We start from the raw sequence: 15548 nt of genomic DNA, 5'->3' as shown, positions 1-15548 counted from the left end.
TATTGGTTTTCGCCGCAGGTGCAACGAATATAATCCGCTTAAATACGGTAGCAGAATGAACAACTGAAATATTTACAAGCATTCTGCCAGCTTTTTCTGGCAATAATGATGTGCGGAAGGTGTGTAGTGCCAACATGGTTACCCTTAGCGATCGATTCGTTCTGGCCAATGCTTTCCGCCGGGCTGAAATTTACCATTCCCTTAACATTAAGCGCATTTATTCTTGGTCTGGCGCTCGGTTTTATTGTGGCGTTATTGCGTTTATATGGCCCGGCATTTTTAAAACCGATAGTCAGGTTTTACGTCTGGTTAATTCGCGGCACCCCGTTATTAGTACAGCTATTTTTAATTTTTTACGCGTTGCCCAGCGCAGGAATTACTATCGATGCATTTCCGGCGGCGGTAATTGGTTTTACGGTAAATATTGGTGCTTATACCTCGGAAGTGATCCGCGCCACGCTGCTCGCCGTGCCTAAAAGTCAGTGGGAAGCCGCCCATGCCATCAGCATGACCTGGGCGCAGGCGCTACGGCGCATTATTCTGCCGCAGGCCGCGCGCATCGCTGTGCCGCCGTTATCCAATACCTTTATCTCGCTGGTGAAAGACACCTCGCTGGCCTCGGTGATCACCGTGCCGGAGATGTTTCTCGCCGCGCAGCAAATAGCCGCAGTGACTTACAAGCCGTTAATTTTATATAGCGAGGCCGCGGTGATTTATCTCTTATTCAGTTCTGTCTTATCGCATTTACAAGAGAAGCTGGAGCGGAAATTAGCCGGGACAACCGTTAAGGAGCGAGCAAATGATAACGCTCTGCAACATTGAAAAAAGTTTTGCTGGTCACCGGGTGCTGCAAAATATTCATTTAACGGTAGCAGAAGGCACCGTCACCGCGTTAATTGGTCCCTCCGGCAGCGGGAAAAGTACATTATTACGTTGTATTAATTTGCTGGAAATTCCCCAGTCCGGAGAATTAACCATCGGCAAAGAAGAGATGGTATTTACGCCAGGTGCCCGTATTAAAGGCCAGGATATTCGCCGGATGAGCCGTCAGACCGGAATGGTTTTTCAAAACTTTGCGCTGTTTCCGCATATGACCGCTCTCGACAACATTACCGAGGGACTGATTACGGTGCATAAATGGGACCGCGAGCGAGCCCGTAAACGCGGCGAGGCGCTGCTGGAGAAGGTTGGCATGCTGCATAAGCGTAACGCACTGCCGAATACACTTTCCGGCGGCCAGCAACAACGCGTGGCGATTGCCCGCGCGCTGGCACCTTCGCCTGCGGTGTTGCTATGCGATGAGCCAACCTCGGCGCTCGACCCGGAACTTTCCGGCGAAGTGGTCGCCGTCCTGCGCCAGCTGGCACACGAGGGCACGACGATGATTATGGCCACCCACGATCTGCGCTTAGCAGCCCATATCGCAAGCCAGGTGGTATTTCTCGAAGCCGGGGAAATTGTCGAATCGGGCAGCGCCAGCACCCTTTTTTCACAGGCGAAGAAACCACGAACCACGGAATTCATCGCCTCTTTAAGCACAGCGTTTTCGACTATCGAAGCGCATCAATAACAATATTTACGGGGTAACGCAGATGAAGGCATTCGCAACACTGGTGATAGCAGGCGTTATGCAGCTGGGCTTTGCTCACGCGGCGCTGGCGCAGGATGATCTGGCAAAAATTCAATCCGCCGGGGTGTTAAAAATTGGCACCGAAGGGACTTATCCGCCCTTCACTTTCCATAATGCCGCCGGCAAACTGGAAGGGTTTGATGTCGAAATCGGTCAGGAGATCGCTAAGCGCCTGAAAGTAAATGCCCAGTTTGTTGAAGGTAAATGGGATGGCCTGATCGCTGGTATCGACGCCAACCGCTACGAGGCGGTGATCAATCAGGTGGGCATTACGCCGGAACGCCAGAAAAAATATGACTTCTCCGAGCCGTATATCGCCTCTAAAGCGGTGCTGATCGTTAACAGCAAAAATGCGGCAATCACCCGTTTCGAGGATTTAAAAGGCAAAAAATCCGCCCATACACTGACCAGCAACTATGCGCAGATTGCCCGCAAATATGGCGCGGAGATCGTCGCCACCGACGGCTTTAACCAGTCTGTCGATTTGGTGGTGCAGGGACGCGCCGATGCGACCATCAACGACAACCTGTCATTCCTGGATTTCAAAAAACATAAACCCGACGCGCCGGTGAAAATTGTCGCCACGCAATCTGACGCGGAGAAATCCGGCGTGTTGTTCCGCAAAGGCAACCCGCAACTGAAAGCCGCGATTGATAAAGCCCTGGAAGAGATCAAAGCCGACGGTACTTATCAGCGCATTTCGCAGAAATACTTCGGCGCGGATGTGTCGAAGTGATGCGCAGCCGCTGAATGGTAAGACCCCGCAACGCGGGGTTTTTTATGCCGCTGGAGCCTTGCGCACGGACACCATTTTATTTGTGCGCGTCTTCGACAATATGTAAGTTCGACCCTATGCAAAGCTGGGGCGCTGCGTTTGTGCTGCTTGCCGTTGCGACGTTGCGCCCACTGTTGCGGTGCTACTGCTGCATCAGTTCAGCGGGTGCGGCGCATAATAACTGGCTTAAAGCTGAAAACTTTGCGGAACCCCGAGCCTGGCTGGGGGTTTTCTGTAAACAAAAAAACCCCGCCAGGCGGGGTTTTTAAATTTGCGGAGTAACGCAAATCAGAACGGAATGTCGTCGTCAAAATCCATCGGCGGTTCGTTAGACGGTGCCGGTGCGGACTGCTGCTGCGGGCGAGACTGCGCGCCGCCGCTAAACTGGTTGCCACCCTGTGGCTGCTGAGGCTGACCCCAACCGCCCTGCTGCTGACCGCCACCTGCCGGAGCGCCGCCACCCTGACGACCGCCCAGCATCTGCATGGTGCCGCCAACGTTAACCACTACTTCAGTGGTGTATTTTTCCTGACCGGATTGATCGGTCCATTTGCGGGTACGCAGCTGGCCTTCAATATAAACCTGAGAGCCTTTACGCAGGTACTCGCCGGCCACTTCCGCCAGCTTGCCAAACAGCACAACGCGGTGCCATTCGGTCTGCTCTTTGGTTTCGCCGGTCTGCTTGTCACGCCAGGATTCGGAAGTAGCCAGCGTAATGTTGGCAACTGCGCCACCACTCGGCATATAGCGTACTTCCGGGTCCTGGCCCAGATTACCGACGAGAATCACCTTGTTTACGCCTCTGCTGGCCATATTGTGTCTCCTGAAAACGTTGCTTGATTCTTAGTAGTGTAAACGCGCGATTGTAGCATTACAAAGCCACACTTAGATAGCTGCGAGGAGGATTCCAGATTATCGCCGCGCGCCATAGTTTGACATACCCGAAGCGAAGATGCATGCGAATACTGTATATTCATTCAGGTTAAATTGTGTCATAATTAGCCGTTTCTGACCGCTGGTTGTCCTTCAAACACACCAGGCAAAAAGTGTTCCTCCGGGTAAAAGGTGAATGGATTGGATAAGATAGAAGTACGGGGCGCCCGCACCCATAATCTCAAAAACATCAACCTCGTCATCCCTCGCGACAAACTGATTGTCGTTACCGGGCTGTCGGGTTCTGGTAAGTCCTCCCTGGCTTTCGACACACTCTATGCCGAAGGGCAGCGTCGTTACGTTGAATCGCTCTCAGCGTATGCGCGTCAGTTTCTGTCGCTGATGGAAAAACCGGACGTTGACCACATTGAAGGTTTATCGCCCGCCATTTCTATTGAACAAAAATCGACATCCCACAACCCGCGCTCCACCGTCGGCACGATCACGGAAATTCACGATTACCTGCGTCTGCTGTTCGCCCGCGTTGGCGAACCGCGTTGCCCGGATCACGACGTTCCGCTGGCGGCGCAAACCGTGAGCCAGATGGTGGATAACGTGTTGTCGCAGCCAGAAGGCAAGCGCCTGATGCTGCTGGCGCCGGTTATCAAAGAGCGTAAAGGCGAGCACACCAAAACGCTGGAAAACCTTGCAAGCCAGGGTTACATCCGTGCGCGTATTGACGGCGAAGTGTGCGATCTCTCCGATCCACCAAGCCTCGAGCTACAAAAGAAACACACCATTGAAGTGGTGATTGACCGTTTTAAAGTGCGCGAAGACCTCGCCCAGCGCCTGGCAGAATCGTTTGAAACCGCACTGGAACTTTCCGGCGGCACGGCCGTGGTGGCCGATATGGACGAGCCAACCGCTGAAGAGTTGCTGTTCTCCGCCAACTTCGCCTGCCCGATTTGTGGCTACAGCATGCGCGAGCTGGAACCGCGTCTGTTCTCGTTCAACAACCCGGCTGGCGCATGCCCGACCTGCGACGGTCTGGGCGTGCAGCAATATTTCGATCCCGATCGCGTGATCCAGAACCCGGAGCTGTCGCTGGCCGGCGGCGCCATCCGCGGCTGGGATCGCCGCAACTTCTACTATTTTCAGATGCTGAAATCGCTGGCGGAACACTACAAATTCGACGTGGAAGCGCCGTGGGAAAGCCTGAGCGCTAACGTGCAGAAAGTGGTGCTGTTTGGTTCCGGTAAAGAGTCGATTGAGTTCAAATATATGAACGATCGTGGCGACACTTCCGTGCGTCGCCACCCGTTTGAAGGCGTGCTGCATAACATGGAGCGTCGTTACAAAGAGACGGAATCCAGTGCGGTACGTGAAGAACTGGCGAAGTTTATCAGCAATCGCCCGTGCGCCTCCTGTGAAGGGACGCGTTTGCGTCGCGAAGCGCGCCACGTTTTTGTTGAAAACACCCCGCTGCCGACCATTTCCGATATGAGCATCGGCCATGCGATGGACTTCTTCAACAACCTGAAACTTTCCGGCCAGCGGGCAAAAATCGCCGAAAAAGTGCTGAAAGAGATTGGCGATCGCCTGAAGTTCCTGGTTAACGTCGGCCTGAACTACCTGACGCTCTCGCGCTCGGCGGAAACGCTCTCAGGCGGTGAAGCGCAGCGCATTCGTCTGGCAAGCCAGATTGGCGCAGGTCTGGTAGGCGTTATGTACGTGCTGGATGAGCCTTCAATCGGCCTGCATCAGCGCGATAACGAACGTCTGCTTGGCACGCTTATCCATCTGCGTAACCTCGGTAACACGGTGATTGTCGTCGAACACGACGAAGACGCCATTCGCGCCGCCGACCATGTGATCGACATCGGCCCTGGCGCGGGCGTACACGGCGGCCAGGTGGTAGCGGAAGGGACGCTGGATGCCATCATGGCGGTGCCGGAATCCCTGACCGGGCAGTACATGAGCGGCAAACGTAAAATTGAGCTGCCGAAACAGCGCGTGAAAGCCGATCCGGAAAAAGTGCTGAAGCTGACTGGCGCGCGCGGTAACAACCTGAAAGATGTAACGCTGACGCTGCCGGTGGGCCTGTTCACCTGTATCACCGGCGTTTCTGGTTCCGGTAAATCGACGCTGATCAACGATACGCTGTTCCCAATCGCCCAGCGTCAGTTGAACGGCGCGACCATCGCCGAACCTGCGCCGTATCGCGATGTGCAGGGGCTGGAGCATTTCGACAAAGTCATTGATATCGACCAGAGCCCGATTGGGCGTACGCCGCGCTCCAACCCGGCCACCTATACCGGTGTCTTTACGCCGGTGCGCGAGCTGTTTGCCGGTGTGCCGGAGTCCCGCTCGCGCGGTTACACGCCGGGGCGCTTCAGCTTTAACGTGCGCGGCGGTCGCTGCGAAGCGTGCCAGGGTGATGGCGTAATCAAGGTTGAGATGCACTTTCTGCCGGATATTTACGTGCCGTGCGACCAGTGCAAAGGCAAGCGCTACAACCGCGAAACGCTGGAGATCAAATACAAAGGCAAGACTATCCACGAAGTGCTGGATATGACTATCGAAGAAGCACGCGAGTTCTTCGATGCTGTTCCGGCGCTGGCGCGTAAGCTGCAAACGCTGATGGATGTTGGCCTGACCTATATTCGTCTTGGACAGTCGGCGACGACGCTTTCCGGCGGTGAAGCCCAGCGCGTGAAGCTGGCGCGCGAGCTGTCGAAACGCGGCACCGGTCAGACGCTCTATATCCTCGACGAACCAACCACCGGCCTGCACTTTGCTGATATCCAGCAATTGCTGGACGTGCTACATCAGTTACGGGATCAGGGCAACACCATTGTGGTGATTGAGCACAACCTGGACGTGATTAAAACGGCGGACTGGATTGTCGATCTCGGCCCGGAAGGCGGCAGCGGCGGCGGCGAGATCCTGGTCTCCGGCACGCCGGAAACGGTCGCCGAATGCGAAGCCTCTCATACGGCGCGCTTCCTCAAACCGATGCTGAAGTAATTACACGGAGAGTTGCTGCCGGACCTGTTCCGGCACCAACTCAATCGCCTGCTGATACGACGCATCCACCAGGTAGTAAATCTGCGAATCCGGTAACGAACCATCCAGGTAAACGGTGCTCCAGTGCGCTTTATTCAAATGGCGGCTGGGGCGCACATCTTCATGCTGCTGGCGCAGCAAATCCGCGAGTTCCGGGCTCGTTTTCAGCGACGCTGCCGGCCGGCCTTCCACCTCTTTCACCATCACAAACAGCACATCCGCAACTTTGATTTGTGTTGCTTTCCAGTCGCTGTGCACGCTCTGTTCAGCGCCAGGCTTCGCCATGCAATATTGCAGTAACTCGGAAATTGTCACTTTTGCTTCTCCTTGTCATGTCGTGGTGGGGTATCGCGATCGGCATAAATACATCATTTAAGCGTAGTGTATGGATAAAAAAATCGTGGGCCGTTACAAAACCTGACGATCAACACAACCTAAACAGAATCGAGAACGCTGGAACCTTTTGTGATTTAGAGTGACAAATAGTTACAAGTAGAAAGTAATAGTTATTTTTTCATTTTTTTCAATAAGATAAGAAAGGCACATTATTGTGCTGTTGATTGCGGATAAAAGAGAAAACTCCCGGAGATGCCTGATGAGCATATTACATGGCGAGAAGAAAACCGTCCTTGTCGCTGAAGATGATAGTGATATTGCCGGTGTTATGATTGCTTACCTTGAGCGCGACAAGTTCGCGGTGTTTCATGCCCCTGATGGTGAAAAAGCGGTCATCATGGCCGAAAAATATCAGCCTGATTTTATTATCCTTGATATCAAAATGCCGAAAAAGGACGGCTGGCAAGTGTTGATGGAGCTGCGCCAGACCACCGATATCCCCATTATGATGCTGACCGCGATGGACACCGATGCAGATAAGATCCAGGCATTAAAAACGGGCGCTGATGATTTCCTGGTGAAACCGTTCAACCCGGAGGAATTAGTCGCCAGGGTGCATGTTATTTTAAAAAGAAGCCAGCAATATCATGCTCGGGAAAATCTCAAACTTTATAAAACCAGAAACATTGAAATAAATAAAATAACGCATCAGGTGTACGTTGGGCCGAAGAAAATGGATTTATCTACAGACTTAACCTCTACAGAGTTTAAGATATTGATGCATTTAATTCGCTACCCGCAGCGCGTTTTTACGCGCGAAGAAATCATGAATTCTTGCATGCCAGAGGGTAATGCCTGCGATCGCACCGTGGATAGCCATGTCAGCAAATTAAGAAAGAAGATCCAGCAGGCGGGCATTGTCAATGTGCCGGAGTGCGTACGCGGCTTCGGCTATCGGCTGGGAGATTAAGGTAGCCAAAAACTCCCGGCGGGGGATAACCACCGCCGGGAGCATTCATTAAAACAGCGTCCTGCCCAACGGCAGAATGTCGCACCACTGTTTTTTATAGCTCCAGTAATCTTTATAGACCCCGAGAGAAAATTTAAATTTTTTATCTTTCGCGAGACATAATTCTTTTGCTTTGCAGATATTCACCCACAACAAAATACTGCCCAGATTAAATTCAGGATAGTTCTGAGAATACCCACCATTAATATCATCGAAATAAAAATAGCCATCGCACTCGGCCATAAAAATGATATCAAACGCGCAGGGGCGACCATGCATAAACAACACCGCGCCAAAGAGTAAATGTCGCAATGCGGCAAATGTTCTGATTAAGTCATCACGCGCAAAACAGTAAATTTTACCCTGCCAGCGCTGCCTGAACACGTCGATATATATGTCGGCCAGTTCACTATCTGAAAAGTCATCAACCCACCGAACTTCACCGCCACAGGCAAGAAACTTTTTCATTTCGCCGTTGCGTTTTTTCTGTGACGCTTTCGACAGGCTCTCTTTGACGTAGCAGATCTTGTTTTTTAAATAACGGCTGAATAAAACATTGAGAAAATCTGTGCGATGGTGCGGCGACAGCCGCTTGGTAACCGCAGGTAAATACCCCACCTTTTTCGTTTGCAGCGGCAGCATGATGTCATCAAAAACAAAGGGATAACGCCGGTCCTGTAGCGATAGCGAACCCTTCACCGCGTAACACGCGCCAACGTATACCTGCTTGCGACGAATGACGTAAAAATCCAGCTTCGCCCCCGTTTCAGCACTTAAAAATTGCAGCACATCCGGATGTGTACAGACAGAACCGCCAAATTGTTGCCAGACCATTTTGTAGGTGGCGAAATCGCACGGTTCCCAACCGTACAGCCACACGAAAACATTCCGTAAAACCATAACTACCCCGTGTTATCAGACGCACCCACACGTCTTTATGCAGGCTTATAACCGGGGTATATGGAGGTTTGATGGAGCGGCTACTCTCCTTGCAGCGTGGCGATGATTTTGCGCGAGCCGCCGTGAATGCGGTGCTCGCCAAGCCAAATTCCCTGCCATGTGCCCAGCACCACGCGCCCGTTTTGCACAGGTAACAGCAGAGAAACGCCTAACAGCGAGGATTTAATGTGCGACGGCATATCATCCGGCCCTTCGTAATCATGCTCATACGGCGCGTTGTCCGGCACGGCTTGCAGAAAATGCTGCTCCATATCGTGGCGCACGGTGGGATCGCAATTTTCGTTCAGGGTGAGCGAAGCAGAGGTATGTTGCAGCAACAAGTGCAGCAAACCAACGTTAATGCGGGAGAGATCGCGAAGTTGCCCAAGCACCTCGTCCGTCACCAGATGAAACCCGCGCGACTTCGCGCCAAGCGTAAGGGTTTGTTGATACCACATGCCTATCTCCTGTCAGCAAAATGAACTCTTGTCAGTGTGGCAGCATGTTGCCAAAACAGGAAAGCCAGGGCTAATACTCGGAGTTCACAATCACTTCCTCGCCCAGCGCACCCGCCTGCGGTAAAGGGCGATAGGTCGAGTTTGAAGCGCGTAGCACGCGAATTGGCCGGGCTTCGCTTTCTCGTGCCGCGGTGATATCGCTGTCTGAATCGCCATAGAAAATACGGATTTTATTGGCCTTCAGCCACTGAGTTTTGCTGTTCTGGCCAGGCTTATCGCCGGCGAAAATCACCGGGTTCATATTGGCCGCAGGAATAAGAAAATCGTCCTGTAACGTTTTACTTACCGTTTCTGTTTTTGTCGGGCTACGGCCGGTGATGAAAAAGATGCTGTCACCGCGCTTTACATGCATCGCAATCAGATGGCGGGCCACTTCTTTCGGAATACTGAACTCGTCCCAGCCGTTGTTCATCTTTTCCCAAAAGGCCGGGTTTTGCAGATAGGCTTCGCTCTCGGGTGACCAGGTTTTTTTACCGCGCCAGAAACCGGGGCTGGAAAATAGCACCGTGTCGTCAATATCAAACCCGACCGCCATTGGCGGGCGTTCGATCAGAGAATTTTCAATTTGCGCCACGGAAACCCAGTGAACGGGTGCCTGTTCGGCGAGTCTGGCAACATTGGTGCCTTCAGATACCGGCGTGGGTGCCGATGCGTAAACCGCGCTGCCAAACGTCATCCACAGGCAGACCGCGCCGAGCGCGCGTATGAACTTTCGCATATTTATCCCTAAATTATCAGTTCGTTATATTTTATAAATGGTGCGAATGGTCAAAATGTTACCAGACCATACCCTGTGAAGCCGATGAAAAAAAGGATTTTTTGCAGATTATTCAGAGAATAAGCGAATATTGAGGCATAAATAATCCCCTGCCAGACCGCAGGGGATGAAGAAAAGTAAGTGGGTGCTTACATTACTGCGGCGAATGCTTGCGCCACGCGGTGGACATTGCGGCTGTTAAGACCGGCAACGCACATCCGCCCGCTGGCGATGAGATAAATACCAAACTCTTCACGCAGACGATCGACCTGCGCCGCGCTCAGGCCGGTATAACTGAACATGCCGCGCTGTTTAAGCAGGTAATCGAAATTGCCACCTGGTACCGCCTCTTTCAGCACGGTGACCAGCTCCTGGCGCATCGCCAGAATACGCGTACGCATGGCTTCCACTTCCGCCAGCCAGGAGGCTTTCAGGCCTGCGTCGCCAAGCACTGTCGCGACCAGCTGTGCGCCAAAATTCGGTGGGCTGGAGTAGTTACGGCGCACGGTGGCTTTGAGCTGCCCCAGCACGCGGCTGGCGGCGTCCGCATCGTCACATACCACGGAAAGCCCGCCAACGCGCTCGCCATACAGCGAGAAAATTTTCGAAAAAGAGTTGCTGACCAGCGCAGGCAGCCCGGCGCGGGCAACGGCGCGGATGGCGTAAGCATCGTCTTCCATTCCGGCACCAAAGCCCTGATAGGCGATGTCGAGGAACGGGATCAGATTGCGCGCTTTCAACACCTCAACCACCTGGTCCCACTGTGCGTGAGTGAGATCCGCACCGGTTGGGTTATGGCAGCAGGGGTGCAGCAGCACAATGCTCTGTGCGGCCAGGGTGTTCAGTTTTTCCAGAAATGCTTCAAAACGCACACCATTAGTGGCGCTGTCGTACCAGGGGTAAGTACTCACTACAAACCCGGCACCTTCAAATATCGCAACATGGTTTTCCCAGGTCGGGTCACTGACCCACACGCCGGAATCTGGAAAGTAACGTTTCAGAAAATCTGCGCCGACTTTCAGCGCACCGGAGCCGCCTAAGGTCTGGATGGTAGCAACACGTTTTTGCGCCAGTACCGGATGTTCTGCACCGAACAGCAGCGGAGCTATCGCGTCGCGATAGCTGTTGAGCCCTTCCATCGGCAGATAGACCGATGCACCGTGAGGCTGTGCGTTCAGGCGCGCTTCGGCTTCGGCAACCGCCTGCAAACGCGGGATGATTCCGTCTTCGTTGTAATACAGCCCGATACTGAGATTGACCTTGTCGTTGCGGGGATCTTCTTTAAAGCGCTCCATTAACGACAGAATCGGGTCGCCGGCGTAGGCGTCAACTTTCTGAAACACGCGTGTACTCTCCAGGTTTACAGTAGGCAAGAACCACCACAATAAACCGGAAGCAGAGGAAGATCGAGAGCAGCAACCGCGGTGTTAAAAAATAAGCGCTTTAGCCGCGCAGCGCGGCGAGAATTTGCGCCACGCGCTCGCTTACCGAACCGTGTACACGCAGAAAGGGAATGCCGCGTTGCGTCAGCTGTTCGTTGTACCAGGCCTGCTGGCGCTGGCGGAAGGTTTCATCCTGGCGGGTGCCATCCTGTACAAACGGGAAATCGTCGTCACACAGCACCACGAGGTGGTAGTGCCGCTGCGCCAGTGCATAGAGCGCATCAGGCGCGTGGCCAAACATCGCCAGCGTATAGAACAGCGTCGTCAGCGGGGAGGTGTCGCACACCAGCCACTGCCGGGCGTCGGCGGCATCTTCGCGCTGCACCTGCGTTTGTGCAATCAGCAGCATATCGTCATAAACCAGTTCACCGCCCTTTTCGTCCCAGCGTTCGCGGCCATATTCCGCCACAAACGCCGTATCCAGCGCTTGCGCCAGCGCGATGCTCAGCGTGCTTTTGCCGGTCGATTCACCGCCCAGCAGACAAATGCGCTGCACAAAATCCCGGTAAACAACGGGCGCTAACATCTGCCGCCAGCGATGAACATCATTGCGAATCAGCGTACCAGAAGGCGCTTGTTCTCCCTGCTCACGCTGCAAACGCACATGCACAACAGGGCGTGCAAAGCGTTCACTGAGTACGCGGGCAAAGCCATCGCCGTACTCTTCGGCGGTAAACACCGCCTGCGGTTGGCAATGCAGAATCTGCAAACAGATATCGGCCATATAGTGGCGATGCAGATCGCCGTCGGCGTCGTTATGCGGTGGCGCGCTCAAGCCATAATCAGCGAGACGCTGGGGGGTGAGAACCAGAATGTCGCATTGCGGAAAACGCGCACGCAGCCAGCGTTCACGCTTTTCCGGCTCGCATCCAGGCAACTCTGGCACAGAGTAGCTGACGATCCACAGACGTTCGCACTGTTCCAGCGCGGCGTTAATCAATCGTTCGTGGCCGCAGTGTAACGGCGCAAATTTACCGACGATTAACCCGCTGGCAAAGCGTTTCATCGCGCGGCCATCGCTTTGCGCCATTGATACAGGCCATGCCAGGCGTTACACCAGAAAACAAGATATAACCCGGCGGTGAGCCAGAGATCGCGGGCGGCATACAGCGGCACGGCAATGGTGTTAACCAGCAGCCAGAAATACCAGCTTTCGAGCCTGCGCCCCATCAGCATAAATTGCGCGAGCACGCTGAAAACCATAATGGCGGAGTCCAGCCACGGCGACCACGCGTTGGTAAAGCGGTGCAACAGCCAGGCGTAACACCCGGCGACAACCAGCGCGCCCGCTAACATCAGCAACAAATGGTTAAGCGGCGTTTTGCGTACCGCCAGTTCGCTGCCGTGGTTGCCTTTCAGCCAATTGATCCACCCGGCAATACTGCTGGCGATAAAGAACAGTTGCAGCGTGACATCGGCGTAGAGCTGTACGGAGTAGAACACCCAGCCATACAGCACGCAGCCAATAATCCCCGTCCACCAGGTGTGCATATTGTTGCGCGCGGCAAGCCATACAGAGAGGGCATAAGCCAGGCAGGCGGCGATTTCCATTGGCGACAAGGCGCAATCCTTTTAGTCGATGTATTTTAAAGTGGCCCGCGAAGTCAGGCGCGTGATAAGTTCGTAAGCACTCACTTTTGTTGCTTCAGCAATGCGTTCAACGGGTAAACCTTCGCCCCACAGCACCACTTCATCACCGGCTTTGTCTTGCGCATCCGGGCCGAGATCAACGCAAATCATATCCATCGCCACACGACCAACAATCGGCACTTCGCGACCATTAACCAGCACCGGCGTACCGGAAGGCGCAGCGCGTGGATAGCCATCGCCATAGCCCATCGCCACCACGCCTAAACGCGTGTCGCGCGTGCTTTCCCACGTGCCGCCATAGCCCACCGCATCGCCCGCTTTATGCTCGCGCACGGCGATCAGTTGCGAAGTCAGCGTCATGACTGGCTGAAAACCGAAATCGGCACCCCAGGGTTTACTCTCGAGCGGCGAAACGCCGTACAAAATAATGCCTGGCCGAACCCAGTCGAAGTGCGATTGCGGCCACAGCAGCGTACCGCCGGAAGCGGCAATGGAACGCAGACCAGGTTTGCCGTTGGTAAAGGTGGTGAAGATATCAAGCTGGCGCTCTGTTGCGCCGCATTCCGGCTCGTCAGCGCGGGCAAAATGGCTGGCAACGTTAACTGGCTGGCGCACATTTTTGCACTGTGACAAGCGCGCATAAAACGCCTCAGCCTCGTGCGGATGTACACCCAGGCGATGCATACCGGTATCAAGCTTCATCCACACGGTAACCGGCGCTTTCAGCGTCGCGGTTTCCAGCGCTTCCAGCTGTTCAAGGCTATGAATAACCGTGTGAAGCTGGTGTTCAGCGACCAATGGCAGATCGCTGGCGGCGAAGAAACCTTCCAGCAGCAAAATCGGTTGTGTGATGCCGCCCGCGCGTAATTGCAGGGCTTCTTCAAGACGGGAGACACCGAAAGCATCGGCATCGGGGAGCGTTCGCGCGGTCTCGAGAAGACCGTGTCCATAGGCGTTCGCTTTCACGACCGCAACCACGCGGCTGGCGGGAGCCAGTTCACGCAGGCGTTGCAGATTGTGTCGCAGAGCGCGGCGGTTAACTACTACGGTTGCCGCTTGCATTTACATTACCCTATCAAGCAATCGTCAATATCATTCGTGTGCAGGAGACGACAAGTCCGTCGATCCCGACGGTTTGGTAAACCAGGCGACCAGGATCAGCGGAGGCAGTCAACGCCCCTGTAATGCGAAGGATGAAGAGGATTTATTCGTCGTCGTATTGTGGCCCAGCATAATTATCAAAGCGCGACCACTGCCCGTTAAATGTCAGACGCACGGTACCTATCGGCCCGTTACGCTGCTTACCAATAATGATTTCTGCAATGCCTTTTAAGTCACTGTTTTCGTGATAAACCTCGTCACGATAAATAAACATGATCAAGTCGGCGTCCTGCTCGATGGAGCCGGATTCACGCAAGTCGGAGTTTACCGGACGTTTGTCGGCGCGCTGCTCCAGCGAGCGGTTAAGCTGCGACAGCGCCACCACCGGCACCTGTAACTCTTTCGCCAGCGCTTTTAGCGAGCGGGAGATTTCGGCGATTTCCAGCGTACGGTTATCCGACAACGACGGCACACGCATCAGTTGCAGGTAGTCGATCATGATAAGCCCAATGCCGCCATGCTCGCGGGCGATACGCCGCGCACGGGATCGGACTTCCGTCGGCGTCAGGCCGGAAGAGTCATCAATATAGATATTGCGTTTTTCGAGCAGGATGCCCATGGTGCCGGAGATGCGCGCCCAGTCTTCATCATCCAGTTGGCCGGTACGAATGCGCGTCTGATCGACACGCGAAAGGGAGGCCAGCGAACGCATCATGATCTGTTCGGAGGGCATCTCAAGACTGAAGATTAATACCGGTTTATCCTGCAACATCGCCGCGTTTTCAACGAGGTTCATCGCAAATGTCGTTTTACCCATCGACGGACGCGCGGCAACAATGATCAAATCCGACGGCTGTAAGCCCGCCGTTTTCTTATTAAGATCGTCATAGCCCGTATTCACACCGGTGACACCGTCGTGCGGCTGCTGGAAAAGCTGTTCGATACGCGAAACGGTCGCTTCAAGCACATCGGCGATGTTTTTCGGGCCTTCGTCTTTATTTGCGCGGCTTTCGGCGATTTTGAAAACGCGGGATTCGGCAAGGTCGAGCAGATCTTCACTGCTGCGCCCCTGCGGATCAAAACCGGCGTTGGCGATTTCATTCGCCACCGAAATCATTTCGCGCACTACCGCACGTTCGCGCACGATATCGGCATAGGCGCTGATGTTTGCCGCACTTGGCGTATTTTTGGAAAGCTCAGCCAGGTAAGCAAAGCCGCCAACAATGTCCAGTTGCCCCTGCAGCTCCAGCGATTCTGCGAGCGTTATCAGATCGATGGGTTTGCCCATCTCCTGCAAGCGGTGCATCTCGGTAAAAATATGGCGGTGCGGGCGCGTATAAAAATCATCCGCCACGACGCGTTCGGCAACATCATCCCAACGCTCGTTATCCAGCATTAAACCGCCCAACACCGACTGCTCCGCTTCAATAGAATGCGGAGGCACTTTCATCCCCTCGAGCTGTACGTCGCGGGTTTCAGTCTGTTTGTTGAAGGGTTTATTTCCTGCCATAG

General features: G+C 54.1%; 15 protein-coding genes. 5 read left to right on the top strand and 10 right to left on the bottom strand.

Annotated elements, in window-relative coordinates; all coding sequences use genetic code 11:
* The first annotated feature begins 126 nt into the window (after positions 1-126).
* From M8Q36_RS07600 to M8Q36_RS07590, 3 genes are read left to right on the top strand one after another with little or no spacing between them, the layout of a single operon-like run.
* Complete coding sequence (locus tag M8Q36_RS07600) at positions 127-822, top strand: amino acid ABC transporter permease (RefSeq protein ID WP_249880487.1); 696 nt, start codon at positions 127-129, stop codon at positions 820-822.
* Positions 800-1570, top strand: a complete 771-nt coding sequence (locus tag M8Q36_RS07595; RefSeq protein WP_020456133.1) for an amino acid ABC transporter ATP-binding protein — start codon at positions 800-802, stop codon at positions 1568-1570. The genes M8Q36_RS07600 and M8Q36_RS07595 overlap by 23 nt, the downstream gene beginning before the upstream one ends.
* A 22-nt stretch (positions 1571-1592) precedes the next feature.
* Positions 1593-2366, top strand: a complete 774-nt coding sequence (locus M8Q36_RS07590) for an amino acid ABC transporter substrate-binding protein (RefSeq protein WP_249880486.1) — start codon at positions 1593-1595, stop codon at positions 2364-2366.
* Positions 2367-2693: 327 nt separating this feature from the next.
* Here M8Q36_RS07590 and ssb1 read toward each other — a convergent pair whose 3' ends face one another.
* Positions 2694-3218 (bottom strand): single-stranded DNA-binding protein SSB1, encoded by a 525-nt coding sequence (ssb1, locus tag M8Q36_RS07585; RefSeq protein WP_017459456.1) that lies wholly within the window; start codon positions 3216-3218, stop codon positions 2694-2696.
* Between the two features lie 261 nt (positions 3219-3479).
* Between ssb1 and uvrA the strand changes: the two genes are divergently transcribed.
* On the top strand, positions 3480-6305 hold the full coding sequence (gene uvrA, locus M8Q36_RS07580) for an excinuclease ABC subunit UvrA (RefSeq protein WP_017459455.1): 2826 nt from the start codon (positions 3480-3482) through the stop codon (positions 6303-6305).
* Here the strand turns inward: uvrA and M8Q36_RS07575 are convergent, their stop codons facing one another.
* Positions 6306-6659: an MmcQ/YjbR family DNA-binding protein gene (locus M8Q36_RS07575; RefSeq protein WP_020456129.1), complete on the bottom strand. Its 354-nt coding sequence runs from the start codon at positions 6657-6659 to the stop codon at positions 6306-6308.
* 280 nt (positions 6660-6939) lie between these two features.
* On the opposite strand from M8Q36_RS07575, the gene M8Q36_RS07570 reads away from it, so the two are divergent.
* The gene (locus M8Q36_RS07570; RefSeq protein ID WP_249880485.1) at positions 6940-7650 is read left to right on the top strand and encodes a response regulator; all 711 of its coding nucleotides are present in this window, start codon (positions 6940-6942) and stop codon (positions 7648-7650) included.
* 48 nt (positions 7651-7698) lie between these two features.
* Here M8Q36_RS07570 and M8Q36_RS07565 read toward each other — a convergent pair whose 3' ends face one another.
* From M8Q36_RS07565 to dnaB, 8 genes are all read right to left on the bottom strand, one after another.
* Positions 7699-8589, bottom strand: coding sequence for a GNAT family protein (locus M8Q36_RS07565; protein WP_249880484.1), 891 nt, complete (start codon positions 8587-8589; stop codon positions 7699-7701).
* Positions 8590-8669: 80 nt separating this feature from the next.
* Entirely contained in the window at positions 8670-9086 is a 417-nt protein-coding gene (locus tag M8Q36_RS07560) for a secondary thiamine-phosphate synthase enzyme YjbQ (RefSeq protein ID WP_249880483.1), read from the bottom strand.
* Positions 9087-9156: 70 nt separating this feature from the next.
* On the bottom strand, positions 9157-9864 hold the full coding sequence (gene aphA, locus M8Q36_RS07555) for an acid phosphatase AphA (protein ID WP_200552031.1): 708 nt from the start codon (positions 9862-9864) through the stop codon (positions 9157-9159).
* A 188-nt stretch (positions 9865-10052) separates the two neighbouring features.
* Complete coding sequence (tyrB, locus tag M8Q36_RS07550) at positions 10053-11246, bottom strand: aromatic amino acid transaminase (RefSeq protein WP_249880482.1); 1194 nt, start codon at positions 11244-11246, stop codon at positions 10053-10055.
* A gap of 100 nt (positions 11247-11346) precedes the next feature.
* Positions 11347-12375 carry an AAA family ATPase gene (locus tag M8Q36_RS07545; RefSeq protein WP_502825468.1) on the bottom strand — a complete coding sequence of 343 codons (1029 nt, stop codon included), beginning with the start codon at positions 12373-12375 and terminating at the stop codon, positions 11347-11349.
* Entirely contained in the window at positions 12348-12905 is a 558-nt protein-coding gene (gene pnuC, locus M8Q36_RS07540) for a nicotinamide riboside transporter PnuC (RefSeq protein ID WP_025263765.1), read from the bottom strand. Before pnuC ends, M8Q36_RS07545 begins: the two co-directional genes overlap by 28 nt.
* 12 nt (positions 12906-12917) lie before the next feature.
* The gene (gene alr, locus M8Q36_RS07535; protein WP_249880481.1) at positions 12918-13997 is read right to left on the bottom strand and encodes an alanine racemase; all 1080 of its coding nucleotides are present in this window, start codon (positions 13995-13997) and stop codon (positions 12918-12920) included.
* 142 nt (positions 13998-14139) lie between these two features.
* Complete coding sequence (dnaB, locus tag M8Q36_RS07530; RefSeq protein ID WP_017459445.1) at positions 14140-15546, bottom strand: replicative DNA helicase; 1407 nt, start codon at positions 15544-15546, stop codon at positions 14140-14142.
* Between the last annotated feature and the right edge of the window lie 2 nt (positions 15547-15548).

The organism is Kosakonia sp. R1.Fl (genome assembly GCF_023516815.1).
GTDB lineage: Bacteria > Pseudomonadota > Gammaproteobacteria > Enterobacterales > Enterobacteriaceae > Kosakonia.
Note: the sequence above shows the minus strand (reverse complement) of the source record. Positions and strands in the feature narration are given on the sequence as shown.

What these genes read in the sequence shown, in the direction of transcription:
- M8Q36_RS07595 (WP_020456133.1), top strand. Translation starts at nt 800, where the DNA reads ATGATAACGCTCTGCAACATTGAAAAAAGTTTTGCTGGTCACCGGGTG.
- M8Q36_RS07590 (WP_249880486.1), top strand. Translation starts at nt 1,593, where the DNA reads ATGAAGGCATTCGCAACACTGGTGATAGCAGGCGTTATGCAGCTGGGC.
- ssb1 (WP_017459456.1), bottom strand. Translation starts at nt 3,218, where the DNA reads ATGGCCAGCAGAGGCGTAAACAAGGTGATTCTCGTCGGTAATCTGGGC.
- M8Q36_RS07570 (WP_249880485.1), top strand. Translation starts at nt 6,940, where the DNA reads ATGAGCATATTACATGGCGAGAAGAAAACCGTCCTTGTCGCTGAAGAT.
- M8Q36_RS07565 (WP_249880484.1), bottom strand. Translation starts at nt 8,589, where the DNA reads ATGGTTTTACGGAATGTTTTCGTGTGGCTGTACGGTTGGGAACCGTGC.
- M8Q36_RS07560 (WP_249880483.1), bottom strand. Translation starts at nt 9,086, where the DNA reads ATGTGGTATCAACAAACCCTTACGCTTGGCGCGAAGTCGCGCGGGTTT.
- aphA (WP_200552031.1), bottom strand. Translation starts at nt 9,864, where the DNA reads ATGCGAAAGTTCATACGCGCGCTCGGCGCGGTCTGCCTGTGGATGACG.
- M8Q36_RS07545 (WP_502825468.1), bottom strand. Translation starts at nt 12,375, where the DNA reads ATGGCGCAAAGCGATGGCCGCGCGATGAAACGCTTTGCCAGCGGGTTA.
- alr (WP_249880481.1), bottom strand. Translation starts at nt 13,997, where the DNA reads ATGCAAGCGGCAACCGTAGTAGTTAACCGCCGCGCTCTGCGACACAAT.
- dnaB (WP_017459445.1), bottom strand. Translation starts at nt 15,546, where the DNA reads ATGGCAGGAAATAAACCCTTCAACAAACAGACTGAAACCCGCGACGTA.